Origin of the sequence: Mesorhizobium hawassense (genome assembly GCF_003289945.1) — a bacterium.
Taxonomy (GTDB): Bacteria; Pseudomonadota; Alphaproteobacteria; order Rhizobiales; family Rhizobiaceae; genus Mesorhizobium; species Mesorhizobium hawassense.
On the sequence record NZ_QMBP01000012.1, the window covers coordinates 42,305 to 69,132 of the forward strand.

Sequence of the window (26,828 nt, forward strand, 5' to 3'; positions counted from 1 at the left end):
TCCACTGCCTTTGACGCCGGCTCCCCGCCCCGACCGGCTTTTCGCCCCGGCGCCCCTAGGAAGACACCGGGTGCTTGGGCAACATGGTGCGCCGTGATTGGCTGCATTTCAAGTGGAAGCAGGTCTCAGACCGCAGGCGAAGGACGGTCGAAAAAACGCAGTCCGAAAAAGCCGGCGACGAAGCCGCCGATATGGGCCTCCCAGGCGATCTGGCCGTCGATGCCCGGCGCGAAGCCGAGCAGGCCGGTGGCGAGATTTATGACCATCCAGACACCTAAAAAAGTCATGACGCCACGTGAGCGCACCACGGCCGCGAACGGCAAGGGTTCACCGGCGAAGGCCGCCCTGCCGGACGACCGGTCGACGCGGAATCCGTAGCGCGCCGCCGCGCCCATCATGCCGGAGATCGCACCCGATGCACCGACCAGCGGCACCTCGCCATGCGGGTGCATTACCCAGAACAAAGCGACCGAAGTCAGACCGGTCACAGCATAGAACACCGCAAATCTTACCGCGCCGAGACGATTGGCAAGCGGCGAACCGAAGGCCGCAAGCCAGATCATGTTGATGGCGATATGGGCAACGCCCCCGTGCATGAACGCATAGGTGAACGGACGCGTGAACAAAAACCAGTCGAAGCCGTATTGGCCGGTGTACAGCACCGGAATGAAGGCGCCGTCGTAGAGCAGCGTCATTTGCTGCGTTTCGTTGAGCACATATTGCTGCAGCAGAAAAACGGCCGCGCAAATGCCGATCACCGCCAGCACCACCGGCGGCAGGTTGAACACAGGTTCGCGACGCCGCGGCTCAGGCGTCTCGTCCGTCAGCGGTTCGGTTTCATTAGGGCTTGCCGGTTCGCTCATGCGCCTTTTTTGGTCCGGGACTCGAGTTTCGGGCGAGCATGTAGATCACGCCCTTTCGAATCACAAACAGCGAATCGCCACAGTCACAGTTGGGAGAAGAGCGAATCGGAGCCGGGCGAATCAAAAAGAAGGCCGTCCAGGTGTCCCCCTGAACGGCCGGTCGAGTCCCCTGCTCCCCATGAACTCTGACTGAAATGCTGCCGATCGCTGCTGAAACGACCGTTTTGGAGTGATTTTGGTGTGCCACGTGCCTCGGCGGCGCGCAATGTAAACCACTTGTTAACCTTAACGACCCCGAGGCGTGAACAAACGTTAACGATACTGGCACGCATCCTGCTCCGCACCGCATGAAGGTCATCGGAGGGCGCCCTGTCTGTTCGCCGATGGGACATCAAAAGACAGATTGTGCGGAGCGGAATGGACATGAAGGAAAAAGGATCGATCGCGCTGTTCCAATATTGGAACCAACTGCGTGATGGTCGCCTGGCCCCTAAGCGATCGGAAGTGGAGCCGGCGGACATCAAGTCGCTTTTGGCGGACACCTATATCCTCGAGCGCGACACGCGCGGCGAAGCGGTGTTCCGGCTGGCCGGCACGAGGCTCTGCGCCTATTACGGCCGCGAGCTCAAGGGCTTCTCCTTTCCCTCGCTCTGGCGCGAGAAGGACCAGCGGCTGGTGTCGCGGCTCATGCAGGGCGTTTTCGAGCAGAAATCGGTTCTGCTCATGACTTTCGAGGGGTTCAGCCGCAACGGCCGTTCCAACAAATTCGAGCTCCTGGCGCTGCCGCTGGACGGCGGCGCCGAGAACCAGCGCTGCCTCGGCATCATCAGCACCGCCGACAAGCCGTTCTGGCTGGGCGCCGACCCGCTCGCCGACGCGCTGATCGACACGATCCGGGTAATCGATCCGGAGAAGGAGCCGATGTTCCTGAAGAACCGGCCGGCGATCGACGTTCCCTCGCTCGTCCCGGCCGAGTTCGACCCTCCGGAAACCATTTCGGCGCTCGGCCGCGTGCGCCGCATCCGCCATCTCGTCGTCTTCGACGGCGGGCGTCACGAATGAGCTCGGCCGCGCGCATTTTTTGCACTGCACGCGGTTGATTTTTCCGCTGGAATCGTCCCCAGGCGTCGGCATTCGCGGCCAATTTTTCCCGTTTGTTAACCTGCTTTGCTGTAGTTTTTTGGGCGAAATTCCTCGCATCATCGCGCGGAATGCCAAAGGGGTGTAGGCAGTCATGAGGTCAGCGGCGGTAGATTACGCACCGTCACGAGCTGAACGGCGCAACTTTCAGCGTGTCCGTGTCAAGATTTACGGGCGCTTCATGCTGGAGGACCGCACCGAGCATCCATGCCAGGTGATCGACATGTCACCCGGCAACGTCGCGTTGCGCACAGAGCGCATCGGCATGCCGGGCGAAAAGGTCATCGCCTATATCGACCATATCGGCCGCGTCGAAGGCGTCGTGACACGCACGTCGCAGGACGGTTTCGCCATGACCGTCATTGCCTCGGATCGCAAGAAGGACAAGCTTGCCGCGCAGCTTACCTGGCTTGCCAACAAGCATGAGCTCGACCTGCCCGAGGATCGTCGTCACGAACGCGTGGCGCCGCGCAATCCGATGAGCGTCCTGCAGCTTACCGACGGACGCCAGTATCAGTGCCGCATCATCGACCTGTCGCTGTCCGGCGCGGCGATCGAAATCGACGTCAAGCCGGCGATCGGCGTCCAGGTCACGCTCGGCACGATGCGCGGCCAGGTGGTGCGTCATTTCGAGGACGGCGTGGCCATCGAATTCGCCGTCATCCAGCGGCCAGAAACCCTTGATCAGGAATTCAACGCGCCACGGTCCTGACGCGGGTCGTACTTCAAGCGCAAAGGGAACCGGCCCCCGGCGGCCGGTTTTTTGTTGCCCGGTTTTGACCGGCCGAACGCAGGCCATCCATGCGCTCAAAATCCCTCGGAGGCCCGGACAAATCTGAATAATCCAGGATCGCGATAGTTCAAATTTTATGTTTATTCGACCGGCGTTTTACTCAATGTCTACTTCGGGTTTTTGCGTGAAATAAATCCCAACGTGGCACAGTCTTCTCAAACGGGGAGACTACCATAATGAAAATGACGAGGGGCAAGCTGTTGCTCTTGGCAATGGCGATGCAGCTGTCCGCTTGGGGAACGGCAAGCGCGGGACCGGCTTTCATGCATACGGGCGGACGCACCACCCAGCCGGTCGGTCACTATGATTTCTGCCAGCGCATTCCGGTCGAATGCAACCAGCGGACGCCGAAGGGGTCGCCGGTCGAGCTGACGCGCAAGCTGTGGGCGACGATCGTCAACGTCAACAATTCGGTCAACACCCGCGTCAAGCCGCGCACCGACATGGAGAATTATGGCGTCGAGGAATACTGGGCCTATCCGGACAACGGTTTTGGCGATTGCGAGGATTATGGACTGGAGAAGCGCCGCCAGCTGATGGCCGTTGGTGTCCCCGCCGGCGACCTGCTGATGACCGTCGTTCGCCAGCCGAACGGCGACGGCCATGCCGTGCTGACGGTGCGCACCAGCCTCGGCGAATTCATTCTCGACAATCTCGAGCCGAAAGTGCTCGCCTGGAACGAGACGGTCTACACCTACCTCAAGCGTCAATCGACCGAGAACTCGGGTGTTTGGGTCACCATCAACGACGGCCGCGACGCCGCCGTCGCCAGCGTCCGCTAAGGGCGCGAAAGCTATCAGCTACGTCGCGCCCGCGCGACTTGCTTAGGGAAAAGCCCGGTCGAGTCCCCACCCTCCCCGTCCCCAACGACCGGGTTTTAGGAGCCGGCCCCTGTCCCCGGGGCCGGCTCCGCTATTTTCTGACATACTGAGAACGGCGGCTCGGCACGCGGTCAATTGCCTATGCCGGGCGCTCCTGCACCAGCCACTCCAGCAAATCGGCGACGAGCGCCTTTGCGTCGCCGCGCGCCGGGCAGATGGCGTAGTAACCATAGCCGCTCTCAATGACACGCGGGAAAGGAGTGACAAGCGCGCCGCTTTCCAGATCGTGCCGCGCAAGATGCATGTCGCCCATGGTCACGCCATAGCCGCTGGCTGCCGCCGTCATGGCAAAATCCTGGGTGTCGAATATCTGATTGCGCATCGCCGTCAGGTCATAGGCGCCTTCGGCCTGCAGCCAGAGCGTCCAGTCGCTTTGCCGGGCATTGGAATGAAGCAGAACGCAGTTCGCCAGACTTTCGACCTCAGCGGGGTCGCCAAGCTGGCCCGCGAATGAAGGCGAGCACATCGGAGTAAGTTTCTCCGGCAGCAGCAATTCGACATGCATGCCGGGCCAATGGCCATTACCGTAGAGGATCAGCAGATCGATGTCCCCGGGGCCGAAGCTGGGCCGCGCGAACCAGGCGGTGTCGATCGTGATGTTCAGGTCCGGATGCCGGCTGTGGAGATCCGTCAGCCGTGGAAGAAGCCAGCGGCGGGCAAAGGTGGGCGGCATGCGAACCGTCAGTGATCGCCCCTTCGTCCTTGTCGCTTCGAAAGAGTTGCGAAGCGAGATCAGCAGTCCGTTGACGATCGGAACGATCGCGTCGCCCTGCTCGGTCAAAACCACCTTGCGGGTATGGCGCTGGAAGAGGCTGCAGCCGAAATAGTGTTCCAGCTGCTGGATCTGACGGCTGATGGCGCTCTGGCTGAGGTTGAGCTCCAGGGCAGCCTGGGTGAAACTTCCGGTCTCCGCGACGACCGAGAAGGTTTGCAGCGTCTGCAATGGCGGCAGCCGGTTCTGCTGGAGGGCCGTCTTCAAGATGTTCTCCGCGTAGGCTCCCGTCATTAAGCAGGTGCCGCCGTGGAGGTAAACAACGTTTCGGCGTCAACCGAGCAGGGCGCGCAGTTCAGCCGCCGCGCGGCGAACCTGCTCCGGCGCCGTGCCACCACGGTGATTGCGGCTGGCGACGGAGCCTTCAACGGTCAACACATCCACCACGTCGCCAGCGATGACGGGGGCGAAGGCCTGCATGGCGGCGAGCGGGATCTCGGAAAGCCTGGCGTAGCCCTGGTCTCGCGCCGCGCCGACAATCGCTGCCACCGCGTGGTGCGCGTCCCGAAAAGGCAGGCCGGCGCGCACGAGGTAGTCGGCAAGGTCCGTCGCGGTCGAATAGCCCTGTTCGGCGGCGGCGCGCATGTTATGCGCCTTGACCTTGATCGTCGGCAGCATCTGGGCGGTTACAGTCACCGCGCCTCGTACGTTCTCCAGCGTATCGGTCAGCGGCGGCTTGGACTCCTGCTGGTCCTTGTTGAAAGCCAGCGGTTGCGCCTTCATCAGCGCAGCCGACGTCGTCAGATTGCCGATCACCCGCGCGGCCTTGCCACGAACGAGTTCGGCCAAATCCGGATTGCGCTTCTGCGGCATGATCGAGGAGCCAGTGCAGAATTGGTCGCCGACCTCGACGAAATCGACCATGGGCGTGCACCAGAGGATGATTTCCTCCGCCAGACGTGACAGGTGGCCCATGATGATCGAGCCGGCGGCGCAGATGTCGACGACGAAGTCGCGGTCGGAGACAGCGTCGAGCGAGTTGCGGAAGGCCCTGGAGAAGCCCAGCTCGCGGGCGCTGAAGTCGGGATCTATCGGGTAGCTCGTTCCGGCAAGCGCCGCCGCGCCAAGCGGCGAGACGTTGAGGCGCTCGCGCGCCTGGCCGACACGCTCCAGGTCGCGAACGAACATCTCCGCATAGGCCATCATGTGATGGCCGAACGTGACGGGCTGCGCGACCTGAAGGTGGGTGAAGCCCGGCATGATCGTGTCCGCATTTCTCTCCGCGAGATCGATGAAGGCGAGGATCAACGCCTTCAACTCGAGGCCGAGCGCATCGAGCTCGGCACGGGCGTATAGGCGGATGTCGGTCGCGACCTGATCATTGCGCGAACGGGCGGTGTGCAGCTTTTTCCCGGCGTCGCCGATCAGCGCCGTCAAGCGGTTCTCGACATTCATATGGACGTCCTCGAGCTCCTTCTTCCACTCGAACGTGCTGGATCGGATTTCGCCGGCGATCGTATCGAGACCGGCTTGGATCGCTTCGTTGTCTTGCGCGTCCAGCACTCCGGCGCGGGCCAGCATGCGGGCGTGGACCTTGGAACCGGCAACGTCATGGATCGCGATCCGCTTGTCCTGGTCGAGACATTCGTGAAAATCGCGAAAATCGGTGGAGACGGCTTCCTTGAAGAGCGGCGACCATGTTGCGTTCGAGGCTGTGGACATTGTCATCCCTCATGGTTTGAGCAGATCGATAAGCGGGCGGACATCGGTGGCGGCGTCGATGTCGAGGACCAGGTCGCGGAGCGCCCCCACACGGGTCTCCGGCAGAACCGAGGAGGCAAGGTCAGCGTATTTGGCGATGATGCGTTCGTCGCTCAACGGATTGAGGGGCCCGCCGAGCGGATGTTCGATGGTTGCGGCGAATGTCGAGCCGTCATGGGTGCGCATTTCGACGGACGGCTCGTCCTCGTCGCGCATCGCCTCGTTGATCCGAACCGTCAGCCTGTCCAGCCGTCCGCCGATCGCGGGGCTGCGCCAGGCGTCTTCCGCAAGCTCGGCCAGCGAGACTTTGCCATAGTGAAGGCGTGCCGCGACGGCATAGGGCAGGCTCATCTGCGCCTGCGCCCGCGAGGTCACCGTCTTGTGTCCACACATCCTGAACTGAAAGCCGCTCATGTCGATGGTGACAGAGGCAACATCTTCACTCTTCAACCCATGCTCGTTCAGCATGAGATCGACGGCATCGATGGCCGAATGCGTGCCGCGGCAAGTCGCATGCGGCTTGATGGAACAGCGGTTGAGGCGCCAGTACTGGCCGAAATCGCGACAGAGCTCCCGCGGCGCCGCGCGTTCGTCGCCGAAGGTCTGGAAGTAACCGCCCCATACAGCGTCAAAAGCCGAAAGCGGCCCCTCGAAGCCGACGGCGGCAAGCCGCGCCGCGGTGTATCCGCCCTCCGCCGCGCGACCCGCATGGAGTTTCTTCGCCGGCCCGCCTTCATGAATGAACGCCCAGGTACCGCCCGAGTAGGAGAGCGCGCAGCCAAGCGCCGAAGCCAGGCGATCCTTGTCGAGGCCGATCAGCGTGGCCACGGCCGCGGCGGCGCCGAAGCTTCCGCAGGTGCCGGTGGAATGCCAGCCATTGCCGTTGTGGACTTCGTAGCCGCCTGAGGCTTCCAGCACCCTGCGGCCGACTTCATAGCCAAGCAGCACCGATTTGAGGAACAGCCGTCCGTCGATCGGTCGTTCCATCGTTTCGAGCGCCGCAATGACGGCGGGCAGCACAACGGCCCCGGAGTGATCGCAGCCACCGGAATCGTCCAATTCGAAGGCATGGGCCGACACGCCATTGATGAAGGCGGCAGTGCGGGCGTCCGTCTTTAGCGGCAGGCCCCAGGCGCTCGCCTCCCCCTTCTTTCCCCTCAGCCCGAGAGCTTCGATCACGAGTTTGGTCTCGCTCGAGGTTGCGCCGGCCAGCGAAACGCCCAACGTATCGAGGATGTGAAGCTTGGCCTTGCGGACTGTGGCTTCGGGAAAATCTGCGAAGTCAGCCGCGACAACCTTGGTGGCGAGTTCGGTGAGAATGGGTTCAGCCATCGCGGCGCTCACCATTCCGGTAGGCTTCGAAGACACGGATCGGATGGTCATTCTCAATGGCCGGTCCAAAAGAGCGCTGGCGTTCGGCGATCTCGGTGCCGGTTGCCAGCCACACGTCATCGAAACTCAGGATGTGCCGAAGCAGATCCTCGACGAGCGAGATGCGGCCCGGGGTTCCGCTCCATTCCGGCCGAAGCTGGATCACGTAGCACAGGCCGAAACGGCGGTAGGCATCGAACTCGGCGATCCAGTTGTGCAGGACACCCTCGTAGTCGGGTATCCGGCTCTGGCCCTTCGGAAAGGCCGGCGTGAAATTGAACTGGAAATACGGGCGGTCCTCCAATTCGGGGTGGATCGGAATTTCGACAAGGCCCGAGGGGTGGCTGTAGGGCATGTCGTCACCGTTGAGGCTGGCCGACCAGGCGTAGCCGGACTCCAACAGAAGCTTGTCGAAGCCCATTGGCCAGTTGCCCTGCGGCAGGCGGAAGCCGCTGATCTGCCCACCGGTCAGATTGCTCAACGCCTCCCGCGAGCGATGAAGGTTTTCAAGGGCCTGGGCCGGCGTGAGCGCGTCATAGCGATCGAAGGAAAGGCCACAGCTCGCGATCTCATGACCGGCGCCGGCGATTGCGCGCGCCAGATCGGTGTGGCGGTTAGCCGTCTCGGCGCTGAGGAACCAGGTCGTCCTGACGTTGAGTGCCGAGAAGGCCCGACAAAGACGCTCGACACCGCGCCTGGCGCCAAATTGCCAGACGGACAAGCTCTTCGACCGGTTGGCGAGATCCGGAGCCGCGGCAAGCGCATCGGCGCCGTCGTCGAACGGCATCGCCACCATCACGGCGCATTTTTTGCCCTTGGGCCAGAGTGTCCGCGCGTTCATGCCGCGGGCTTTCGATTGTCGATTTGAAGATGGCGTTCGAGCCACCATTGGGCGATGTCGCCGAGGCGCGCCGCCCAAACGGCGTCACCCTTGGCCACGATTGCCTTGAACAGGCCTTCGAGGATGGAAAGGCGTCCCGGCTTGGCGCAGACCTTCGGGTGCAGGATCGTCGTCCAGCAAAGCCCCTCGCGGTGATAGCCCTCGAATTCTGCCCGCCAGTTGCGCTCCACGACCCGGTAGTCCGAAATGCGGTCCAGTCCGGCCGGAAAATCCGGCGCCTCGCTGTAGGCAAGCGCGGTATAGTCATCGATATCCCAGCGCGCGGGGATTTCGACCAATCCGGGGCCTTGGTCGGCGGGATGGAAATAGGGGCGGTCGTCGCCGCGCATCGAGCTCGAATAGACGACGCCAAAATGCTTGAGCAACGCAGCAGTTTCTGGACTCCAGTCGCCGGACGGCGTTCTGAAGCCGGTAGGCGTGATGCCGAGCCGCTCGCGGAAAATCCGGCGCGACCGCTCCATGACGTCCAGCTGCTGCTCGGCGGTGAATTCTATGAAAACCTCGTGGCGATGACCGTGATAGCCGACCTCGTGACCTTCGGCGACGATGCGTTCGCAGCGCTTGGTCCAGTGCAGCACCACCCAGGTCGGAATGAAGAAGGTTGCCTTGAGATCGTAAGCCGCGAGCAGATCGAGCAATCTCGGCAGCGCACGCCACGGCCCATAAGCGCCCTGTGTGAAGTAACGCGGATTGTCGAGCAGCGAGCCGTCGAGCATCGCGTCTCCCGTCGGCCCGTCGACATCGAAAGCCAGAGCGGCGGCGGATTGCCGTCCGGTTGGCCAAAGTGACCCGGTGGAATGTGCAGGCTGCGGCATGGCTATGGTCATCTGTTTCAGGTTTCCCGCGCCCGGAGGAACCGGGCGCGGACTTTCAAAGACAAAGCTCCTCCGTCCGGCCGAAGCGGCCGGTCGAAAACCGTGAGCTTTCGGAAGAGCGTGACGGGGTTGGCTATTTCACGCCGTTGATGACGGCCTTCGGCACGGCGTTGTGCACCAGACCCCACTTCTTGAGCAGGGCGTCGTAGGAGCCGTCCTTGATCAACTGATCGAATGCGCCGGCCACGGCGTCTCGAAGGCCGGTATTGTCCTTCTTGAAGCCAATGCCGAATGTGTCGTTGCTGAGCAGCGGCTCGCCGACGAGCTGGTATGTGTCCGGCTCGAGGCGGATCTGGTAGGCGATCGTCTCGATGCCCTGCACGACGGCGTCGTAGCGGCCCTGCTTCATGCCGAGGCGGGCCGCGTTGGAATCGGCGGTGCCCTCGAACTTGATCGCCGGCTTGCTCTTGGCCACGCAGTTGGCGTCGCTCCAACTGGTGACGTTCTCGCCAAAGGAGGTCGAGCGGCTACCGGCAACGGTCTTGCCGCAGAAATCCGTGGTCTGCTTGTACTGAGCTGCATTGGCCTTCATCGTGAAGAGGATTGGGCCGCTCGTCACATAGTCGACGAAATCCATGCTGGCCTGGCGTTTTACGTTGTCGCTCATGCCGGAGATGATCATGTCGCCGCGCCCGGTCTGAAGTCCGCTCTGCAGCTCCTGGAACGCGGAGGTGACGAAAAGCACATTGAGGTTGAGCTTCTTGCCGATGGCGTTGATCAGATCGACGTCGAAGCCATCGAGCGTGCCCTGATCGGGATTGACGAATTCCATTGGCGGATAGATCGGGTTGGTCAGCACCCGCAATTCGCCGTCGTTGACGAGGTTGAGCTTGGTCTCGGCGGACGCTGCGCCGGCAGCGACCAGGGCAATTGCCGAAACGGCAATGCGCAGGAATTTCATGATGTTCTCCTCTTCAGGTTGTTTTTCAAAGCACCGCAGAGATGAAGTTCTTCACTCTGGGATTTCGTGGATTTTCAAGGATCTCGCCGGGTGTTCCGCTGTCGACGATGCGGCCGGCGTCCATGAACACGACACGGTCGGCCACCTCGCGGCAAAAGCCGAGCTCATGCGTCACGACGATCATCGTGGTGCCGGAAGCCGCGAGCTCTTTCATGACGTTCAGCACCTCGCCCACCAGTTCCGGGTCGAGCGCCGAGGTGGGCTCGTCGAACAGCATCGCCTTCGGTTTCATCGCCAGCGCACGGGCTATCGCCACGCGTTGCTGCTGACCGCCCGACAATTCCCCCGGATAGGCGTCTGCCCTGTGAGCAAGTCCCACGCGCTTGAGCAGCACCTTCGCCTCCTGGACGCAGTCGGTCCTTCGACGCTTCAGCACCCCTACGGGACCTTCGATGATGTTTTGCAGAACCGTCTTGTGCGGGAAGAGGTGGAAGCGCTGAAACACCATGCCAACGGCCTGGCGCTGACGAGCGATTTCGCCGTCGCTCAACGGATAGAGCCTGTGCCCGTCGCGGCGATAGCCGACCATCTCGCCGTCGACGGTGACATAGCCGGAATCGATCCGCTCAAGCTGGTTTATGCAGCGCAGGAAGGTGCTCTTGCCCGAGCCGGACGGGCCGATGATGCAAACCACCTCACCCTTGGCGATCGCGAAGTCGACGTCCTGCAGAACGTGAAAGCTGCCAAAAAATTTCTGCAGGCCGACGGCTGTGATCAGCGCATCCATCACGCAGCCTCCTCGGCAAGTGTCTGCTGAGCGGGCTGCGTTGGGCGATGACCGCCCCAGCCTTTCGAGAAATGCCGCTCGACGAAGATCTGGCCAATGGAAAGGACGGTGACGACGACCATGTACCAGATGGCGGCGACGATCAGCAGTTCGATGACGCGCGAGTTGACGTAGTAGACGTCTTCGACGCTTCGCAGAAGCTCGGAATATTGAATGACGCTCGCGAGCGAGGTGAGCTTGACCATGCCGATGGTTTCATTGCCGATCGGCGGAACGATCACGCGCATCGCCTGTGGCAGGACGATCCGCAGCATCGCCCGCAGCGGCGTCATGCCGATCGAAAGACCCGCCTCGGTCTGGCCCTTGTCGATGGAGAGGATGCCGGCGCGCACCACCTCTGCCGTATAGGCGCCCTGTTGAATCCCCAGTCCAAGGAAGGCCGCGACGAACGGCGTCATGATGTCCACGGTCTTGAACGAGAAGAGGCCGGGAACCCCAATCGTTGGAAAAATCAGCGCCAGGTTGAACCAGAGCAGCAGCTGCAGAAGCGCTGGGATACCGCGGAAGAGCCAGACATAGCCGATCGAGACATTCCTCAGCACCGGATTGTCCGACATGCGCATGATGGCGGCGATCACGCCGAGCAGGATGCCCAGCGCCATGGTGCAAAAGGTCATGACAATCGAGCCGACGACGCCCTTGAGAACGCTTGGCGCAAAGAGATTGTCGCCAACATAGCTCCAGGCGATGTCGCCGACCCAGAAGGCCCTGACGAGCAGCGCAAGCAGGATAATGACGATGGCACCCAGGACCTTCGTCCAGATCTTCCTTGGCGGCACGATGACAAAAGGTGTCGATCCGGCGCTTTCGATATCGCGCATGATGTTCGTTCCCCGAAGGCTCGATGGCCTCTCTGTTGGTTGATGAAGGGTAGCCAGGCAAACGCAGTGCCGGCAAACGAGATATGGACATGCAATTTATGACGGATTTGCATAAATCCACCCCTACCCGTCAGGCTTGCAATAGGGCGTTCAAGCCGAAGGCCGGCTGGAGTATCTTATCGGCATCAAATCGCTTTCGGATGGATGGCGGTGCTGGAAGTTCCTGAAGATCGCTGCGAACGCCATCGGTTGTTCAAGGCCATAGACGACGCCTTCAAGGCGGGCGACTTCGGAGGCCTTGGCAAGGCGCTCGGCGGTTCGGCACGCTGGTTCGACGAGAGGATGCCGTTCGAGCTCGGCCTCGGGCATCCGCTGGAATATGCCATCTACTGGAGCCCGGCCGCGTTCATCACCGTCTTACTCGATGCCGGCTCGAACCCGAATTACGAGGATCATGCCGGGTTTCCCTCCATCATTGCCGCGTTGTCAACGGAACGGCCGGACAGGCTGGAGGTCGTGCGTATCCTGCTCGACCACGGCGCCGACCCGGATATGCGCGGCGTCAACGACTGGACGCCTTTGCACTATGCGGTGTCGCAGCGTGATGCCGAGGCGATCCGCCAGTTGCTGCTGTCGGGCGCGGATCCGTCGCTGCGCACCCGCATCGACGACTACGAAACGCCGTTGGAAGGCGCTGAGCAGGCCGGCTTCGACACCGGTGCTTGCTTGATGCGTGAAGCGATGGACAGCCGCCGCGTATGATGGCGTGCTAGTCAGCGCACCGCCGTCACACTGTCGTCAGTTTGGCCCTGAAGCGTTTGGCGTTGGCTACATAGTGGGCCGCCGAGACGCGCAGCCGCTCGATCGCCGCTTCGTCCAGCGTCCTTATCACCTTGGCGGGCGAGCCGACGATCAGCGAGTTGTCCGGGAAAACCTTGTTTTCCGTCACCAGGGCGCCGGCGCCGACCAGCGAGTTGTTGCCGATCCTGGCGCCGTTCAAGACGATGGCGCCCATGCCGATCAGGCTGTTGTCGCCGATCGTGCAGCCATGCAGCAGCGCCCTGTGGCCGATCGTGCAACCCTCGCCGATGGTCAGCGGAAAGCCCGGATCGGTATGCATGACCGTGTGTTCCTGCACATTGGTGTCGGCGCCGATGATGATCGGCTCACCGTCGCCGCGGATGGCGACGCCGAACCAGAAGCCGACATTGCGGCCGATCCTGATATTGCCGATCAGCGTGGCGTCGGGCGCCACCCAGTTGGTTTCGGCATCCTCGAACTCAGGCGCTTTCCCATCGATCGCATAGACCGGCATTGTTCGTCTCCGAATCGTCTCAACCAGCGAATTCGAAAGACCCTAGGTTGGCGGTCGCCCAGGATGCAATGGCGATGAGCACGACGCCGAGGGCCAGCGCCCAGGCAATGGCGGTGCAACCGCAGGACAGCAGCGCCATCGTGCCGATGCGGCCCTCGCGCCTGGCGGCCAAGGCTTCGTTGGTGAGCATGAACGGCCCGGCGCAAGCCGTCGCCGCCAGCGAACGCAGGATATGGACGGACGAGACATAGGGCTCGGCAAAGGCCAGCCGTCGTCCGGACAGCAGTTCCATCGCAGATCCGGACAGTCCGCAGGCCGTCAGACCGACCGCAAAAGCGTAAAGAACAAGCACAACGGCATCCATGTTTACCATCCGTTTACCATGAAAACGCACAGTCGTGCCAACGCGCTGCAAGAGCCATGCCGCCCGGGCTGTGCCGCTGCAGGACAGGTAGGCGGATCGGGGAAGAGCGAATGAGACAGGCGACCGTCGCCGAGAGCCCGGACTTCGAGGTCGTCGATTCGACCTTGATGAAGCGGGTCTTCTATATCTTCGCGGCGCTGGCGCTGCTTTCGGTGGCGATCAGCGTCGGCGGCAAATGGCTTGGGCGGTCTATCGCCATGGCTGGCTATTCGGATGACACGACGGTGCGCCAGATCGTCATGGGCAACAATCTGATCAGCGTGCCGGCGAACTTCATCCGCTTCGACCAGGCCAGGCGCGACGGCATCGCCTCGCGGCTCGATCTCTATCTGCGCTATCCCGAGATGGACGGCTACAGCACGGCCGCGCGCGACGACTTCAACCACGCGACGACCCGGAAGATCATTTTCCTGTCGTTCGAGCCGCGGATGATGTCGCGCGACATGAGCGGCCGCTTCGCGCCGATCTACAGCGCCCTGATCGAAAAGCCGGGCACGGCCGGTCCGGGCGGCACGACGGTTTACGCCTTCAGCGAAAAATCAGGCTATCTGAACGAGGTGCTGGTCGTCGCCGAGCGTCCTGGCAAGGATCCGTTCGTCGCCCGCTGCCTGAGCGGTCCGAGCGCCGAGGAATCGCTGGCGCCCTGCGAACGCGACCTCCAGGTCGGCGACGATCTCAGCCTCACCTACCGTTTCCCGCGCGAGCTGCTCGCGAATTGGCCTGCGCTCGACGCGGCAATTGCAGCCAAGGCGGCGACCATTCTGAAGACGGGCCACTGAGCCGTCGGCTCGATCAATTAGCCGGCTATCATACCGAAGTGATGTCGCCGTCGAGGCATTGCTACAGGCCTGGAGCGACCAAGTCGTAGACAGCCTCGCGATGCCTGCCGCACGCCTGGCTCAACGGTTCGACCTCACGGGCTCCAAGATACGATCTGGCATCTGACTGACAAGGCGCGCTAATGGTTTAGCATGATGCCAGCCTATCTTGCCTTCGACCCCGCCAGCCGCCGCCTGCGTCTCGACCCGCATGAGCCGGCCTTCGTTCAGAACCCTTACGAGGCCTATGCCTTCCTGCATGGCGTCGCCAACGCCTTCTTCTGGGAGGACTACGGCTTTTGGTGCTTCGGCGGGTTCGACGACGTCAGCCGGCTGCTGCGCGACCGCCGCTTCGGCCGACAGAACCCGGCCGGGGTTCCCGACAGCCGCGGCGTCGGCGACGACCGCTCGCATCTGGTGGCCTTCGACGCGATCGAGGCCAAATCCATGCTGGAGTTGGAGCCGCCTGTGCATACGCGGCTGCGCACGCTGGTCAATCGCGCCTTCGTCTCGCGCCAGGTCGAGCGGCTCAGGCCGCGGATCGAGGCTTTGGCCAACGAGCTGATCGACCGCTTCGAGCCAAACGGCGTCGATCTGCTGCCCGCCTACGCCTCGCCCTTGCCGATCACCATCATCGCCGAAATGCTCGGCGTTCCGATCGAGATGGGGCCGCAACTGCTCGACTGGTCGCATCGGATGGTCGCCATGTACATGCACGGCCGCACGCGCGAGGTCGAGGATACGGCCAACCGCGCCGCGCGCGACTTTTCCGACTTCCTGCGCGGCTATGTCGCCGAGCGGCGCAGGAAGCCTGGCGACGACCTGCTGTCGCTGCTGATCGAGGCCCAGGACAACGGCCAGAAACTTTCCGAGGACGAACTGGTATCCTCGGCCATCCTGCTTCTCAATGCCGGCCATGAGGCGACCGTGCATCAGACCGGCAATGCGGTGCGCTCGATCCTCGCGCAAGGCGGCGATCCGCGCCGCTTCTTCGACACGCCGGAGAAGAACGTCGCGGCGGTCGAGGAATGCCTGCGCTTCGACGCGCCGCTGCATATGTTCCTGCGCTATACCTATGAGGAGATCGAAGTTTCGCCGGGCATCGTGGTCAAGCCGGGCGAGAATGTCGCGCTGCTGCTCGGCATGGCCAATCACGACCCGCTGGCATTCGATGGACCCGGCATTTTCAATCCGGCCCGCACGGACCAGAAGAACGTCTCCTTCGGCGCCGGCATTCACTTCTGCATCGGCGCGCCGCTGGCGCGGCTCGAACTGCAGGTGTCCCTGAAGACGCTGTTCGACCGGTTGCCGGATCTGCGCCTAGCGGAGGCGCCGCGCTTCCGCGACACTTACCATTTCCATGGGCTGGAACGAGTTGCCGTGGCCTTTTGACCGCGAACCGATCCGCCTCGAACAGCTGAATTCGTCGCTCGGAAGCTGGACATGAAATTCGCCTACCTGCAGGAGTCGCCTTTTTGCTTCACCGATGCCGCCGGCAACCTCGGCGGTTGCGATGCGGTGCTCGCCGAGAAGATTTGCCAGATGCTCGGGCCGGAGGACTTCTCATCGATCGAGGCGGAGTTCGCTGAACTGCTCCCCGGTTTGGCCGAAGGCCGCTGGGACATGACGACCGGTCTGTTCATCTCCGAGGAACGCAGCAAGCTCGTGAACTTCACGCGGCCGATCTGGTCACTGCCGGACGGGCTGATGGTCGTCAAAGGCAATCCGCTGGAGTTGAACGGCTATAGCTCCGTCGCCCGCCATCCCTCCGCCGTGCTCGCGGTGATATCGGGCCAGATCCAGCACCAGACCGCGCTGCAAAACGGCGTGCCGCCGCAGCGGGTCAGGATTTTCGCCACGCAGGCCGAAGCAGCCGAAGCCGTCGCGGCAGGCCGCGCCGACGCCTATGCCAGCGTCGCCATGGCGCATCGCGGCTATGTCAACGCACGGCCTGGGGCGCTGCTCGATGTGATCGATGTGCCTGTTTCCGAACGGCTGCCCGCCGCAGGCGCTTTCGCTCTGGCCAAAGGCAACGACGCGCTGCGCCGGCGTGTCCATCAATGCCTCGGTGATCTGCTCGGAAGCGCCTGGCACCGGGAGATGATGGGCCAACATGGCTTTTCCGACAGCGATATCGACCGGCTGCTCTGAGTACTGCGAAGCGATCAAAGCTTGATCACATATTCCTTGCGCGTCGTTTCGAGCACTTCCCAGGTGCCATTGAACCCCGGCCTCAGCACAAAACTGTCGCCGGCCCTCACGGTGCGCGCCTCGCCGCCGTCCTCGGCGATCACCGAGACGCCGGACAGGATGTGGCAGAATTCCCATTCATCATAGGCGATGCGCCATTTGCCAGGCGTCGCTTCCCAGATGCCGGCATAGAGGCCGCCGTCGCGCTCCTCGACATTCCAGGTGCGGAATTTCGGATCGCCCGAGATCACCCGGTCCGGGGCCGGCGCGCCGGCCTCCGGTTCGACGCTGTCGATATTGACCGTAAGAAAGGCCGACATATCAGACCTTGCCGAGCGCCTGTTCGAGGTCGGCGACGATGTCGTTGACGTCCTCGATGCCGATCGACAGCCGCACCGTATCCGGCCCGGCGCCGGCCTTGATCTTCTGCTCGTCGGACAGCTGCCGGTGCGTGGTCGAGGCCGGATGGATGACCAGCGACTTGGTGTCGCCGACATTGGCGAGATGCGAGAACAGCTCCAGCGCCTCGACGAACTTGACGCCGGCCTCGTAGCCGCCCTTGAGGCCGAAGGTGAAGACGGCTCCGGCGCCCTGCGGCGAGTACTTTTTCTGCAGAGCATTGTTCTTGTCGCTCGGCACTCCAGGATAGTTCACCCACGCGACTTTCGGATGGTTCGAAAGCCAGGCCGCGACACTCACGGCGTTGTCGCAATGGCGCTGCATGCGGAGCGGCAGGGTTTCCAAGCCGGTCAGGATCAGGAAGGCGTTGAAGGGCGAAATCGCCGGGCCAAGGTCGCGCAGGCCGAGCACGCGCGCCGCGATGGCGAAAGCGAAATTGCCGAAGGTCTCGTGCAGCACGAGACCGCCATATTCGGGTCGCGGCTCCGACAGCATCGGATATTTGCCCGACTTCGACCAGTCGAATGTGCCGCCGTCGACGATGACGCCGCCGATCGAATTGCCATGGCCGCCGATGAACTTGGTCAGCGAATGAACCACGATGTCGGCGCCGTGCTCGATCGGCCGCACCAGATAGGGCGAAGCTAGCGTGTTGTCGACGATCAGCGGCAGGCCATGCTTGCGGGCGATGTCGCCGATCTTCTCGATATCGACGAAGGCGCCGCCGGGATTGGCGAGGCTTTCGATGAAGATCGCCTTGGTCTTGTCGTCGATCTGGTTCTCGAAGGTCGAGAGGTCATTGACGTCGGCCCAGCGTACCTCCCAGCCATAATTCTTGAAAGCATGGCCGAACTGGTTGATCGATCCGCCATAAAGCTTGTTGGCGGCGATGAAATTTTCGCCAGGCTGCATCAGATTGTGGAAGACGATGACCTGCGCGGCGTGGCCCGAGGCGACGGCGAGCGCCGCCGTGCCGCCTTCGAGCGCGGCGACGCGCTCCTCGAGCACCGCCTGCGTCGGGTTCATGATGCGGGTGTAGATGTTGCCGAAGGCCTTCAGCCCGAATAGCGAGGCGGCATGGTCGGCATCGTCGAAGACAAAGGAGGTCGTCTGGTAGATCGGCGTGGCGCGGGCGCCGGTTGCCGGATCCGGCTTGGCGCCGGCATGAACGGCTAGCGTGTTGAAACCAGGCGTACGGGTCATCGAAATCTCCCTCTCCTAACCGTTCGAAAATCGCCGGGCATTCTTGGCGAAGCCCGGGTGGGAATGCAAAGAAGAAAATACCTTTCGGAGTGCGACCTTGGGCGAACGCCCGAGAAAATCCATTTCTTCCCGGAATAATTTTGCGCGAGCTGTACTTGCCTATTTCTGCCGCACGCCGAAGCTCTGAAAACCCTGTCGCATTATCGGCTTCTTCGACGACAGCACGCCGGAGTTGACGCCGGTCCAGCCGATCTCGCCCGACAGCTTGCCATATTCGATCTTCGGGCAGCGGTTCATCACCACCTTGATGCCGGCTGCCTCGGCACGGGCAGCGGCCTCGTCATGGCGCACGCTGAGCTGCATCCAGACGACCTTGGGCAGCGGGTCGAGCTTGAGCACCTGGTCGATGATCCCCGGTATGGCTGCCGAACCGCGAAAAATATCGACCATGTCGACTGGCTGCGGCAGGTCGGCCAGACTGGCATAAACCGTGCGGCCAAGGATTTCCTTGCCGGCATGGCCCGGGTTGATCGGAAACACCGAAAAACCCTTGGCGAGAAGATATTTCAGCACGAAGTAGCTCGGTCGCACGTCGTTCGGCGAAGCGCCGACCATGGCGATGGTTTTCACCGAATTCAGGATGCCGGCGATGTAGGCGTTGTCGTAGGTGTCGTGATTCATGGCTCGTCCTCATACAGCGCTTCGGCGAGAAAGGCAGCCGGGTCGCTGCAGAAGTCGCGCATCATGCGAAAATGATCGGTGTCCTGGAAATCGACCGGGTCGAGGCCGAAGCGGCTGATGCGGAAGAGCCGCGCATTCGGACAAGCCATCAGCAGCGGCGAGTGCGTGGCCATGATCACCTGCGCGGTGCCGGACTGCTCCATGCGTTGCAAAAGCTTGAGCAGTTCGATCTGGCGCGTCGGCGACAGCGCGCTTTCGGGCTCGTCGAGAATGTAGATGCCTTGCCGGCGGCAGCGCTCCTCGAAGAAGCGGATGAAGCCTTCGCCATGCGACCACGACAGGAAATCGGGTGGCGCACCGCCGGATTCCCGCGCGGCCTCGTCGAGATAGCGCGCAACCGAATAGAAAGACTCGGCGCGAAAGAACCAACCTGCGGTCACCTTCGGCAGCCAGTGGCACCGGAAACCGCTCGCCAGCCCTGCGCCGCTCTTGTCGATTGCGCGAGAATGATCGACGGGCATGTAGCCCTTGCCGCCACCAGCCTCGTCATAGCCGGCCAAGGCTCCGATCGCTTCGAGCAACGTCGATTTGCCGGTGCCGTTCTCGCCGACGATGATGGTGATGGCCGAAGCGAATTCGAACTCGAATGCGCGCTCCCGGAAGAGCGGCAGGCTCCAGGGATATTGCTCCCAGTCGGCGACGCGCGACGGCTCGAGCAGGATGCGCTTGAGATAAGGCGCCTTCAGCCGTGTCAGTTGCTTGCGGGCAGCCACGTCGAACCTTCAGCGATGGAATGTCGCGGCTTCATTCAAACCGGCTACTCGTCGATCCATTCCGGCTTGCGCTTGCCGATGAAGGCGCCGATGCCTTCCTCGGCATCGCGCGCCAGCATGTTTTCGACCATTACGCGGCCGGTATAGGCATAAGCGTCGGCCAGCCCCATTTCGGCCTGAGCATAAAACGCTTCCTTCCCGGTCCTGACGACCAAAGATGATTTCGAGGCAATGGTTTGCGCGTATTTGTTGACGACCTGATTCAGATATTCGCGTGGCACGATGCGGTTGATCAGCCCGAATTCCTTGGCGGTCGCGGCGTCGATCGTCTCGCCGGTAAGCAGCATTTCCATCGCCTGCTTGCGCGAGACGTTGCGCGACAGCGCTACCATCGGCGTCGAGCAGAACAGGCCGATGTTGACGCCCGGCGTGCAGAAACTCGCTTCGTGCGAGGCGATGGCAAGGTCGCAGCTCGCGACCAGCTGCAGGCCGGCGGCCGTGGCAAGGCCATCGACCTCGGCGATCACCGGCTTCGGGTGGCGCACGATGGTCTGCATCAGGCTCGCGCAGGCGGCGAAGGTTTTTTCGAAGAAGGCCTTACCGCGGTCCGGCTCGGCGCGGTGCGCGGTCAATTCCTTCAGATCGTGACCGGCGCAGAACACCTTGCCGGAGGCTGCCAGGATGATGACGCGCACGGATTTGTCGGCCTTCACGCGATCGAACTCGGCCTGCAATGCCGCCATCGTCGCCAGCGACAGCGCATTGGCCGGCGGGCCGGCGAGCGTGAGGCGCAGAACACCTTTGTCCTGGCTGGCAAGAACGGGACCGTCGGCGACGGCGGGCTTGATGGCAACGACTTCAGCCACTTTCCAACCTTTCGGTTCAGCGCTCGCGGCGCATGGAGCAACAGAACTAGCACGCTGCCGGTTGAAGAACAGCCGCGAGGCGTGTTTTCTCCGTCGCACCGTTTGGTCCAGGCATATCGCCCGGAGCTTGCCATCTCATATAGGACGCCGCCCATGCCTGCCCAAAGCAATCTGAAGCCGATGCTCAACGCGGCCGAAGTCAACGCGCTGATGGCGAGCGTCTATCCGCAGCTCAACGACAATTTCACTTCCTATGAGGCGATCGACGTGTTTCCGGGCGGCTGCACGGTGCGTCTCAACGCCGACGAGCGGCATCTGCGCCCCGGTGGCACGGTCTCGGGGCCGTCGCTGTTCACGCTGGCCGACATTGGCGGTTATGTCTGCGTGCTCAGCCACGCCGGGCCGGACGCGCTTTCGGTGACGGTCAACCTCGACATCAACTTCATGCGCAAGGCCGAAGCCGGCCCGATCGACGGCCACTGCCGGATCCTGAAGCTGGGCAAGAGCCTGATGGTGTTCGACATCGACATCGTGGCGGGCCTGGATGGCCACACCGTCGCGCATGCCACCGGTACCTATTCGATCCCAAGGAAGCGCGAGAATGATGTGGTAAAATAATACCACTTATTCAAACCATTGTTTTTGCATTATTTTATTCGATGCGCTTGTTTTCCGTTGCCTTGACGCATCAGGCACCCTCGCCTATAAGCCCTCCCGAAGCAGCGGCCCACAGCGGCCGCCGTTTTGTTATTGGCGGGCGGCTCCGGCTGCTCAAGCCAATCCAAGCAACAAGAAACGCCTTTTCCTGCCCTTGGCAGGGAAGGTCAACGTGAGAGCAAAACCATGGCTACCTTTTCGCAGAAGCCTGCGGATGTGGTGAAGAAGTGGGTGCTGATCGACGCCGAAGGTCTCGTCGTCGGTCGTCTGGCCACCGTCATCGCCAATCATCTGCGCGGCAAGCACAAGCCCACCTTCACCCCGCATGTCGATGATGGCGACAACGTCATCGTCATCAATGCCGACAAGGTGGTGTTCACCGGCAAGAAGTACACCGACAAGGTCTACTACTGGCACACCGGCCATCCCGGCGGCATCAAGGAGCGCACCGCGCGCCAGCTGCTCGAGGGCCGTTTCCCCGAGCGCGTCGTCGAGAAGGCCGTCGAGCGCATGATCCCGCGCGGCCCGCTTGGCCGCCGCCAGATGAAGAATCTCCGCGTCTATGCAGGCGCCGAGCATCCGCACACCGCCCAGCAGCCCGTCGCGCTCGACGTGGCCAAGCTGAACTCCAAGAACAAGAGGGCCTCGTAATGGCTGAGCTTTCCTCGCTCGCAGAACTCGGCACCGTCGCCGCGCAGCCGGCCGCGCCCGTGCATGTCCAGAAGCTCGACAAGTCGGGCCGCGCCTATGCCACCGGCAAGCGCAAGAACGCCATCGCGCGCGTCTGGGTGAAGCCGGGCTCCGGCAAGATCACTGTCAACGACAAGGAATTCGCGGCCTATTTCGCGCGTCCGGTGCTGCAGATGATCCTCAACCAGCCGATCGTCGCGGCCAACCGCGCCGGCCAGTACGACATCGTCGCCACCGTCATCGGCGGCGGCCTCTCCGGCCAGGCCGGTGCCGTGCGTCACGGCATCTCCAAGGCGCTGACCTACTATGAGCCGGGCCTGCGCTCGGTGCTCAAGAAGGGCGGCTTCCTGACCCGCGACAGCCGCGTGGTCGAGCGTAAGAAGTACGGTAAGGCCAAGGCCCGCCGCAGCTTCCAGTTCTCGAAGCGCTAAGCGCCACGAAATCCAAGCATTTCGAAAAGGCCGCCCGAGAGCGGCCTTTTTGTTTCCGGTTACCAGTGCCCGGCCGGCGTCTTGATGTAGTCGATGAAGGCGCGCAGTGGCGCCGGCACCAAACGGCGCCCGGGATAGTAAAGAAACGGCCCGGAAAATTCCTGCCACCACGGCTCCAGCACCGGTTCCAGCACGCCGCTCTCGAAATGCGGGCGCACCCAGTCCTCGAACAGCCAGAGAATGCCGACGCCGGCGATCGCCGCATCGATAGCGAGATCGACGCCTCCACCGATGCTGACGACCAATGGCCCCGTGGTATCGACCCGCACTACCTCGCCGTCGCGTTCGAACTCCCAAGGCGTCATGACCCCGCTGGGAAAGCGGCCGCGTACGCACGCATGGCCAAGCAGGTCACGCGGGTGTTGCGGCCGGCCGTGGCGATCGAGATAGGCTGGTGCGGCCGAGGTGGTGAAACGCTGCGTGCGCGGACCGATCGGCACGGCGATCATATCCTGCTCCAGCCGCTCGTCATAGCGGATGCCGGCATCGCAGCTGGCCGCCAGCAGATCGACAAAGTTCTCCTCCGCAATCACCTCCAGCCGGATGGCCGGATAGGCAGCGAGAAATCCCGGAACGATTTTCGGGAGCACCAGCCGCGAGGCGCTGATCGGCACATTGAGGCGCAAGGTGCCCGCGGGCCGGTCGCGAAAGCCGTTCACGACGTCTAGCGCGGCCTCCACCTCGCCCAGCGCGGGGCCAAGACGCGCCAGCAGGCCGGCGCCTGCCTCGGTCAAGGCGACGCTGCGTGTCGTGCGGTTGAAGAGCCGCACACCGAGCTGGGTTTCCAGTCGGCGGATGGCTTCGCTGAGTACGGACGCGCTGCCTGCCGTCACGCGGGCCGCTTCGCGAAAGCCGCCGGCGCGTGCCACGGCCATGAATGCCCCGAGATCGTTGAGATCAGCCGCCATTGTTCGTAATTCCGTACAGGTCGTGCTGGTTATACCCGGTTATCGGGACAGCGGCCATGCCCTATCTCACTCGCCGACAGCGAAGGAGAACCACGATGTCCAGTCTAGACAAATCCGGCACTTTCAAACTCGGCGACCGCTCGGTCCGCCGCCTTGGCTACGGCGCCATGCAGCTTGCGGGCAAAGGCGTGTTCGGCCCGCCGAGGGATCATGACGCGGCCATCGCCGTACTGCGCGAAGCTGTGGCCCAGGGCGTGAACCATATCGACACCAGCGACTATTACGGTCCGTACGTCACCAACAAGCTGATCCGCGAGGCGCTGTCGCCCTACCCGGACGACCTTACCATCGTCACCAAGATCGGCGCCCGTCGCGGCGAAGACGCCTCCTGGCTGCCGGCCTTTACAGCCGATGAGCTCGAGCAGGCCGTCCACGACAACCTTCGCAATCTTGGCCTCAAGGCGATGGACGTCGTCAATCTGCGCATCATGTTCGGGGTGCATGGTCCGGCGGAAGGCTCCATCGAGGCGCAGGTCACCAAGCTTGCGGAGTTGCAACGCAAAGGCCTGGTGCGCCATATCGGCCTGAGCAACGTCACCCGTGCCCAGATCGCGGAGGGCCGCAAGATCTGCGAGATCGTCTGCGTGCAAAACCAGTACAATCTGGCGCATCGCGACGACGACGCGCTGATCGACGAGCTCGCTCGCGCTGGCATTGCCTATGTGCCGTTCTTCCCGCTCGGCGGTTTCAACCCGCTGCAATCCTCGACGCTGTCCGGCGTGGCGGAAAGGCTTGGCGCGACGCCGATGCAGGTGGCCCTGGCGTGGCTGTTGCAGCGCTCGCCCAACATCCTTTTGATCCCGGGCACGTCGTCGGTCGGGCATTTGCGGGAGAATCTCGCGGCGGCGGAGCTGAAGCTATCGGCTGAGGTGTTAAATGAATTGGATGGCGTGGCGAAAGCCGCGTAGGTCGGCGCAGCACCCCGCCCGCGGCTGCGGCGCGACCTCCCCATCAAGGAGAGGTAAGGCGCAGCGCTTTAAGCTCAAACGCTGGTTTAGCATTGTGGATTTCGCAGGTATGTGGCGACGGCAGATTGGCACGACGCTCTACCACCCCTCGATGGGAAGGTCGGCGCGAAGCGCCGGGCGGGGTGAAGCGCTGACGCCAGTTAATTGATACTCGCCGTATGCGCCGGCTCAGCCTGCTTGATGTCCGTCGTATAAGGCACGCGATAGCCATTGGCTGCCAGCCACTCGATTGCCGCTTTCGGCTCGTCGGTCTGGATGATCGTCGCGCCGCGGTCGACCCAGAAACCCCAGGCTTCGCGCGGCAGGCTGGCGGCGACGGCGAGCTCGTCGCCACGACCGCCGGCGAGGAAGCCGCCGGGCTTGTTGACGATGGCGTAGGTGTCGGCCCAGAGGTGCCAGTCGCCGCGGGCCGCTTCCGCCCGCATATGATTGCCGAACAGCGGGCCGCCGGTCGCCGTCAGCGTCTCGGCGCCATTGCGCCAGTTGATCAATTCGATGGCGCGCGGTGCAAAGGCCTTGACGACCTCGCCGGCGAAAGCGGCATCATGCACGGCGTCGTCGGCCAGGATCGGCATGAACTGGAAGCCGCCGCCTGCCTGGGCAAGGGCTGTCCTGGCGGCGTCGATGCGCTGGCGGTTCCAGAGGTTCTCCTTGACGATCACCTGGTCGGCCATGCCGAGATCGCGCGCCACCGCGATCATGCCTGGCAGGTCGTTCACCTCCAGCTTGTTGTCGAGGTTGATGAGGATCCGGTCCCTGGTCGTGAGCAGCATTTCGCGCAGCGTCGAGACCGTCTCATTGGTGACGGCGCCTGTCCCTTCAATGACCAGCCGGCATTTCTTCAGCTCCGCCAGCGTATATTTCACCACCTCGCCCTTGCAGGTGGTGGTGCGGTCGAGCCAGCTGTCGTGCATAACGACGAACTCGCCATCCTGCGAGCGCCGGATATCGACCTCGACGATCTCGGCGCCGATCGCGATCGAGCCCTCGACCGCGGCCAGCGAATTCTCGGCGTAGAGCATCTTGCGAGCCTGCATGCTGCCTGCGCGGTGGGCGGCGATCATCACATGGTCGCGCCACTGATTGGCATGTTCGAAACGGTCGAGGATCTGGGCGGCGCGTGTCTCGCCGGCTAAACTTTGGCCGGAGATGGCGGCAAGTGCTGTGGACAGAAGAAGGCTCAGCCAGAGTGTTCGCATCGGGGAATCGCTCCGTTCCGGGTCGCGACCCGGTTAGGCGATGCCCATGACATGCAGGTGAACGAAGCCGGCTAGTTTTTCCAGTCAGATCCGCTTGGCTAGGCGGCGGAACCACGCTAGCGCCGGCATTTCGACGAAGCGCCAGGTGAACCAGGACGCAACGATGACGGCGATCAGCATCGCGATCAGAGCCGCGAAACTGATCCATGGCGAGCCGGTGCCGAAGCCGGTCGCATGGTCGCCGCGCAGCATCAGATCGCCGACGATGCCCAGCCCCAGCTTGCCTTCGATCAGGCCACCGACATTGATCATGCGCGCCTGGACGAAGATGTGGACCATATAGATCGAATAGGAGAGCGAGCCGAGCAGCAGCATCGGCCGGCTGCGCAAAAACAAGCTAACCCAGCCGCCCTCATGGGCGAAAAGATAAAGCGCCAGCGCGAAGACCACCGGCGCCGCAATGCCGATGTCGTTGGTGCCCGCCAAGGAGACGAACAGCGCGATCCCGGCGATCATCGCAAGCTCGGCCAGCGTCCAGGCGAAGCGCCCTGCCCCACTGCCGAATGCCTGTCGCGCCTCTGCAATGGAATCGTGCTGAAACCAGGCAAGCAACGCGCCGAGCGAGAAGCCGTAAAGGCAGCGGATGAAGCCGAAATCGAAGGACACGTCCATATGACGCGTCGAGACCGCGAGCAGGAAAAGGGGCGCCGTCACGGCGGCGGCGACGAACCATATCCAGGCGCGCTGGCCAGCGGCGAAGACGACGGCGGCAAAGAGCAGATAGGTGAAGAACTCGGCCGAAATGCTCCAGCTCGGCGCGTTCCAGCTCAGGTGGTCCTCAACGCCCATGCCCTGCAGCAGGAAGAGGTTGGCGATGAGGCTTTTCACGTCGAAACCGCCGGTAAATGGCGCGGGACCCGTTCCATGCAGGGCCGGCAGGACGAGCCGCAACGCCTCGAAGCCGGCGAAGGCGGCAAGCATCAGGACATGCAGCGGATAGATGCGGCCGAAGCGCACCAGGGCGAAGCGGGCGAGGTCATCCTGCTCGTTCAGCCGGCTGCCATAGGCGCTGGCGATGACGAAGCCGGAGAGCACGAAGAAGAAATCGACGAACAGGTAGGAGCCGCCGACAAAGGCGCTTTGCGAAATTGTCGAGGTCGTCGGGAAGTGGAACAGCGCCACCAGCAGCGCGCAGATGCCGCGCCAAGAATCCAGCACCAGGAAGCGCTCGCCGGCCGCCGTGCCGACACGGGTCGCCGCCGGTGCCGGCGCAAGGTTGAGCAGAGCCGTCTCAGCCATAATGATACAGATCCTGTGTTG

The 26,828-nt window shown here is 62.9% G+C and carries 30 protein-coding genes; 11 read left to right on the top strand and 19 right to left on the bottom strand.

Features of this window, described 5'->3' with window-relative positions; genetic code table 11:
• Window positions 1-125: 125 nt before the first annotated feature.
• Complete coding sequence (locus DPM33_RS22855) at window positions 126-863, bottom strand: rhomboid family intramembrane serine protease (protein WP_112099674.1); 738 nt, start codon at window positions 861-863, stop codon at window positions 126-128.
• A 423-nt stretch (window positions 864-1,286) separates the two neighbouring features.
• On the opposite strand from DPM33_RS22855, the gene DPM33_RS22860 reads away from it, so the two are divergent.
• From DPM33_RS22860 to DPM33_RS22870, 3 genes are all read left to right on the top strand, one after another.
• Window positions 1,287-1,925, top strand: coding sequence for a PAS domain-containing protein (locus DPM33_RS22860; RefSeq protein WP_112099839.1), 639 nt, complete (start codon window positions 1,287-1,289; stop codon window positions 1,923-1,925).
• Between the two features lie 172 nt (window positions 1,926-2,097).
• Entirely contained in the window at window positions 2,098-2,715 is a 618-nt protein-coding gene (locus DPM33_RS22865) for a PilZ domain-containing protein (RefSeq protein ID WP_112099675.1), read from the top strand.
• 257 nt (window positions 2,716-2,972) lie between these two features.
• Window positions 2,973-3,578 (top strand): transglutaminase-like cysteine peptidase, encoded by a 606-nt coding sequence (locus DPM33_RS22870; protein ID WP_112099676.1) that lies wholly within the window; start codon window positions 2,973-2,975, stop codon window positions 3,576-3,578.
• Window positions 3,579-3,756: 178 nt separating this feature from the next.
• On the opposite strand, the gene DPM33_RS22875 is transcribed toward DPM33_RS22870, so the two are convergent.
• From DPM33_RS22875 to DPM33_RS22910, 8 genes are all read right to left on the bottom strand, one after another.
• A complete protein-coding gene (locus DPM33_RS22875; protein WP_245442325.1) occupies window positions 3,757-4,656 on the bottom strand; it encodes a LysR substrate-binding domain-containing protein in 900 nt (299 codons plus the stop codon).
• A gap of 66 nt (window positions 4,657-4,722) precedes the next feature.
• A complete protein-coding gene (gene argH, locus DPM33_RS22880) occupies window positions 4,723-6,111 on the bottom strand; it encodes an argininosuccinate lyase (protein WP_112099678.1) in 1,389 nt (462 codons plus the stop codon).
• A 9-nt stretch (window positions 6,112-6,120) separates the two neighbouring features.
• Window positions 6,121-7,482 carry an MmgE/PrpD family protein gene (locus tag DPM33_RS22885; protein WP_112099840.1) on the bottom strand — a complete coding sequence of 454 codons (1,362 nt, stop codon included), beginning with the start codon at window positions 7,480-7,482 and terminating at the stop codon, window positions 6,121-6,123.
• A complete protein-coding gene (locus DPM33_RS22890; protein WP_112099679.1) occupies window positions 7,475-8,362 on the bottom strand; it encodes a polysaccharide deacetylase family protein in 888 nt (295 codons plus the stop codon). The genes DPM33_RS22885 and DPM33_RS22890 overlap by 8 nt, the downstream gene beginning before the upstream one ends.
• Window positions 8,359-9,249: a polysaccharide deacetylase family protein gene (locus DPM33_RS22895; RefSeq protein WP_245442327.1), complete on the bottom strand. Its 891-nt coding sequence runs from the start codon at window positions 9,247-9,249 to the stop codon at window positions 8,359-8,361. The genes DPM33_RS22890 and DPM33_RS22895 overlap by 4 nt, the downstream gene beginning before the upstream one ends.
• Window positions 9,250-9,370: 121 nt before the next feature.
• Window positions 9,371-10,198: an ABC transporter substrate-binding protein gene (locus tag DPM33_RS22900; protein WP_112099680.1), complete on the bottom strand. Its 828-nt coding sequence runs from the start codon at window positions 10,196-10,198 to the stop codon at window positions 9,371-9,373.
• A gap of 25 nt (window positions 10,199-10,223) precedes the next feature.
• Window positions 10,224-10,985 carry an amino acid ABC transporter ATP-binding protein gene (locus DPM33_RS22905; RefSeq protein WP_112099681.1) on the bottom strand — a complete coding sequence of 254 codons (762 nt, stop codon included), beginning with the start codon at window positions 10,983-10,985 and terminating at the stop codon, window positions 10,224-10,226.
• The gene (locus DPM33_RS22910) at window positions 10,985-11,866 is read right to left on the bottom strand and encodes an amino acid ABC transporter permease (RefSeq protein WP_112099682.1); all 882 of its coding nucleotides are present in this window, start codon (window positions 11,864-11,866) and stop codon (window positions 10,985-10,987) included. Before DPM33_RS22910 ends, DPM33_RS22905 begins: the two co-directional genes overlap by 1 nt.
• A gap of 210 nt (window positions 11,867-12,076) precedes the next feature.
• Between DPM33_RS22910 and DPM33_RS22915 the strand changes: the two genes are divergently transcribed.
• Window positions 12,077-12,628, top strand: coding sequence for an ankyrin repeat domain-containing protein (locus tag DPM33_RS22915; RefSeq protein WP_112099842.1), 552 nt, complete (start codon window positions 12,077-12,079; stop codon window positions 12,626-12,628).
• Between the two features lie 25 nt (window positions 12,629-12,653).
• On the opposite strand, the gene DPM33_RS22920 is transcribed toward DPM33_RS22915, so the two are convergent.
• Both DPM33_RS22920 and DPM33_RS22925 read right to left on the bottom strand, forming a co-directional pair.
• Window positions 12,654-13,181 carry a gamma carbonic anhydrase family protein gene (locus DPM33_RS22920; protein ID WP_112099683.1) on the bottom strand — a complete coding sequence of 176 codons (528 nt, stop codon included), beginning with the start codon at window positions 13,179-13,181 and terminating at the stop codon, window positions 12,654-12,656.
• 19 nt (window positions 13,182-13,200) lie between these two features.
• Window positions 13,201-13,554, bottom strand: a complete 354-nt coding sequence (locus tag DPM33_RS22925; protein WP_425373569.1) for a DUF6949 family protein — start codon at window positions 13,552-13,554, stop codon at window positions 13,201-13,203.
• A gap of 101 nt (window positions 13,555-13,655) precedes the next feature.
• On the opposite strand from DPM33_RS22925, the gene DPM33_RS22930 reads away from it, so the two are divergent.
• The 3 genes from DPM33_RS22930 (at window position 13,656) to DPM33_RS22940 (ending at window position 16,574) form a co-directional block, all read left to right on the top strand.
• The gene (locus tag DPM33_RS22930) at window positions 13,656-14,384 is read left to right on the top strand and encodes a hypothetical protein (RefSeq protein WP_112099685.1); all 729 of its coding nucleotides are present in this window, start codon (window positions 13,656-13,658) and stop codon (window positions 14,382-14,384) included.
• Between the two features lie 192 nt (window positions 14,385-14,576).
• Window positions 14,577-15,815, top strand: a complete 1,239-nt coding sequence (locus tag DPM33_RS22935; protein ID WP_112099686.1) for a cytochrome P450 — start codon at window positions 14,577-14,579, stop codon at window positions 15,813-15,815.
• Between the two features lie 51 nt (window positions 15,816-15,866).
• Window positions 15,867-16,574 (top strand): transporter substrate-binding domain-containing protein, encoded by a 708-nt coding sequence (locus DPM33_RS22940; RefSeq protein ID WP_112099687.1) that lies wholly within the window; start codon window positions 15,867-15,869, stop codon window positions 16,572-16,574.
• Between the two features lie 14 nt (window positions 16,575-16,588).
• Here the strand turns inward: DPM33_RS22940 and DPM33_RS22945 are convergent, their stop codons facing one another.
• The 5 genes from DPM33_RS22945 to DPM33_RS22965 all read right to left on the bottom strand — a co-directional run bounded on the left by DPM33_RS22945 (window position 16,589) and on the right by DPM33_RS22965 (window position 20,535).
• Window positions 16,589-16,933, bottom strand: coding sequence for a cupin domain-containing protein (locus DPM33_RS22945; RefSeq protein ID WP_112099688.1), 345 nt, complete (start codon window positions 16,931-16,933; stop codon window positions 16,589-16,591).
• 1 nt (window position 16,934) lies between these two features.
• A complete protein-coding gene (locus DPM33_RS22950; protein ID WP_112099689.1) occupies window positions 16,935-18,215 on the bottom strand; it encodes an O-acetylhomoserine aminocarboxypropyltransferase in 1,281 nt (426 codons plus the stop codon).
• Between the two features lie 159 nt (window positions 18,216-18,374).
• Window positions 18,375-18,896, bottom strand: coding sequence for a CoA-binding protein (locus DPM33_RS22955; RefSeq protein WP_112099690.1), 522 nt, complete (start codon window positions 18,894-18,896; stop codon window positions 18,375-18,377).
• Window positions 18,893-19,669, bottom strand: coding sequence for an AAA family ATPase (locus DPM33_RS22960; protein WP_112099691.1), 777 nt, complete (start codon window positions 19,667-19,669; stop codon window positions 18,893-18,895). Before DPM33_RS22960 ends, DPM33_RS22955 begins: the two co-directional genes overlap by 4 nt.
• Window positions 19,670-19,713: 44 nt before the next feature.
• Window positions 19,714-20,535, bottom strand: coding sequence for an enoyl-CoA hydratase (locus DPM33_RS22965; protein WP_112099692.1), 822 nt, complete (start codon window positions 20,533-20,535; stop codon window positions 19,714-19,716).
• A 153-nt stretch (window positions 20,536-20,688) separates the two neighbouring features.
• Here DPM33_RS22965 and DPM33_RS22970 point away from each other — a divergent pair, with 153 nt between their 5' ends.
• From DPM33_RS22970 to rpsI, 3 genes are all read left to right on the top strand, one after another.
• Complete coding sequence (locus DPM33_RS22970) at window positions 20,689-21,153, top strand: PaaI family thioesterase (protein WP_112099843.1); 465 nt, start codon at window positions 20,689-20,691, stop codon at window positions 21,151-21,153.
• Between the two features lie 225 nt (window positions 21,154-21,378).
• Window positions 21,379-21,843 (top strand): 50S ribosomal protein L13, encoded by a 465-nt coding sequence (gene rplM, locus DPM33_RS22975; protein ID WP_073989574.1) that lies wholly within the window; start codon window positions 21,379-21,381, stop codon window positions 21,841-21,843.
• Window positions 21,843-22,313 (top strand): 30S ribosomal protein S9, encoded by a 471-nt coding sequence (gene rpsI / locus DPM33_RS22980; RefSeq protein WP_112099693.1) that lies wholly within the window; start codon window positions 21,843-21,845, stop codon window positions 22,311-22,313. The genes rplM and rpsI overlap by 1 nt, the downstream gene beginning before the upstream one ends.
• A 59-nt stretch (window positions 22,314-22,372) precedes the next feature.
• On the opposite strand, the gene DPM33_RS22985 is transcribed toward rpsI, so the two are convergent.
• Window positions 22,373-23,281 carry a LysR family transcriptional regulator gene (locus DPM33_RS22985; protein ID WP_112099694.1) on the bottom strand — a complete coding sequence of 303 codons (909 nt, stop codon included), beginning with the start codon at window positions 23,279-23,281 and terminating at the stop codon, window positions 22,373-22,375.
• A 95-nt stretch (window positions 23,282-23,376) separates the two neighbouring features.
• On the opposite strand from DPM33_RS22985, the gene DPM33_RS22990 reads away from it, so the two are divergent.
• Window positions 23,377-24,249, top strand: a complete 873-nt coding sequence (locus DPM33_RS22990; RefSeq protein ID WP_112099695.1) for an aldo/keto reductase family oxidoreductase — start codon at window positions 23,377-23,379, stop codon at window positions 24,247-24,249.
• A gap of 200 nt (window positions 24,250-24,449) precedes the next feature.
• Here the strand turns inward: DPM33_RS22990 and DPM33_RS22995 are convergent, their stop codons facing one another.
• Both DPM33_RS22995 and DPM33_RS23000 read right to left on the bottom strand, forming a co-directional pair.
• Window positions 24,450-25,508 (bottom strand): glycerophosphodiester phosphodiesterase family protein, encoded by a 1,059-nt coding sequence (locus tag DPM33_RS22995; protein WP_112099696.1) that lies wholly within the window; start codon window positions 25,506-25,508, stop codon window positions 24,450-24,452.
• Window positions 25,509-25,592: 84 nt separating this feature from the next.
• A complete protein-coding gene (locus DPM33_RS23000; RefSeq protein ID WP_112099697.1) occupies window positions 25,593-26,807 on the bottom strand; it encodes an acyltransferase family protein in 1,215 nt (404 codons plus the stop codon).
• Window positions 26,808-26,828: the final 21 nt, after the last annotated feature.

Bases quoted from the DNA above. Each gene is read 5' to 3' on its own strand.
- DPM33_RS22855 (WP_112099674.1), bottom strand. From the start codon at position 863: ATGAGCGAACCGGCAAGCCCTAATGAAACCGAACCGCTGACGGACGAG.
- DPM33_RS22860 (WP_112099839.1), top strand. From the start codon at position 1,287: ATGAAGGAAAAAGGATCGATCGCGCTGTTCCAATATTGGAACCAACTG.
- DPM33_RS22865 (WP_112099675.1), top strand. From the start codon at position 2,098: ATGAGGTCAGCGGCGGTAGATTACGCACCGTCACGAGCTGAACGGCGC.
- DPM33_RS22870 (WP_112099676.1), top strand. From the start codon at position 2,973: ATGAAAATGACGAGGGGCAAGCTGTTGCTCTTGGCAATGGCGATGCAG.
- argH (WP_112099678.1), bottom strand. From the start codon at position 6,111: ATGTCCACAGCCTCGAACGCAACATGGTCGCCGCTCTTCAAGGAAGCC.
- DPM33_RS22885 (WP_112099840.1), bottom strand. From the start codon at position 7,482: ATGGCTGAACCCATTCTCACCGAACTCGCCACCAAGGTTGTCGCGGCT.
- DPM33_RS22890 (WP_112099679.1), bottom strand. From the start codon at position 8,362: ATGAACGCGCGGACACTCTGGCCCAAGGGCAAAAAATGCGCCGTGATG.
- DPM33_RS22895 (WP_245442327.1), bottom strand. From the start codon at position 9,249: ATGACCATAGCCATGCCGCAGCCTGCACATTCCACCGGGTCACTTTGG.
- DPM33_RS22900 (WP_112099680.1), bottom strand. From the start codon at position 10,198: ATGAAATTCCTGCGCATTGCCGTTTCGGCAATTGCCCTGGTCGCTGCC.
- DPM33_RS22905 (WP_112099681.1), bottom strand. From the start codon at position 10,985: ATGGATGCGCTGATCACAGCCGTCGGCCTGCAGAAATTTTTTGGCAGC.
- DPM33_RS22910 (WP_112099682.1), bottom strand. From the start codon at position 11,866: ATGCGCGATATCGAAAGCGCCGGATCGACACCTTTTGTCATCGTGCCG.
- DPM33_RS22920 (WP_112099683.1), bottom strand. From the start codon at position 13,181: ATGCCGGTCTATGCGATCGATGGGAAAGCGCCTGAGTTCGAGGATGCC.
- DPM33_RS22925 (WP_425373569.1), bottom strand. From the start codon at position 13,554: ATGGTAAACATGGATGCCGTTGTGCTTGTTCTTTACGCTTTTGCGGTC.
- DPM33_RS22930 (WP_112099685.1), top strand. From the start codon at position 13,656: ATGAGACAGGCGACCGTCGCCGAGAGCCCGGACTTCGAGGTCGTCGAT.
- DPM33_RS22935 (WP_112099686.1), top strand. From the start codon at position 14,577: ATGATGCCAGCCTATCTTGCCTTCGACCCCGCCAGCCGCCGCCTGCGT.
- DPM33_RS22940 (WP_112099687.1), top strand. From the start codon at position 15,867: ATGAAATTCGCCTACCTGCAGGAGTCGCCTTTTTGCTTCACCGATGCC.
- DPM33_RS22945 (WP_112099688.1), bottom strand. From the start codon at position 16,933: ATGTCGGCCTTTCTTACGGTCAATATCGACAGCGTCGAACCGGAGGCC.
- DPM33_RS22950 (WP_112099689.1), bottom strand. From the start codon at position 18,215: ATGACCCGTACGCCTGGTTTCAACACGCTAGCCGTTCATGCCGGCGCC.
- DPM33_RS22955 (WP_112099690.1), bottom strand. From the start codon at position 18,896: ATGAATCACGACACCTACGACAACGCCTACATCGCCGGCATCCTGAAT.
- DPM33_RS22970 (WP_112099843.1), top strand. From the start codon at position 20,689: ATGCCTGCCCAAAGCAATCTGAAGCCGATGCTCAACGCGGCCGAAGTC.
- rplM (WP_073989574.1), top strand. From the start codon at position 21,379: ATGGCTACCTTTTCGCAGAAGCCTGCGGATGTGGTGAAGAAGTGGGTG.
- rpsI (WP_112099693.1), top strand. From the start codon at position 21,843: ATGGCTGAGCTTTCCTCGCTCGCAGAACTCGGCACCGTCGCCGCGCAG.
- DPM33_RS22985 (WP_112099694.1), bottom strand. From the start codon at position 23,281: ATGGCGGCTGATCTCAACGATCTCGGGGCATTCATGGCCGTGGCACGC.
- DPM33_RS22990 (WP_112099695.1), top strand. From the start codon at position 23,377: ATGTCCAGTCTAGACAAATCCGGCACTTTCAAACTCGGCGACCGCTCG.
- DPM33_RS22995 (WP_112099696.1), bottom strand. From the start codon at position 25,508: ATGCGAACACTCTGGCTGAGCCTTCTTCTGTCCACAGCACTTGCCGCC.
- DPM33_RS23000 (WP_112099697.1), bottom strand. From the start codon at position 26,807: ATGGCTGAGACGGCTCTGCTCAACCTTGCGCCGGCACCGGCGGCGACC.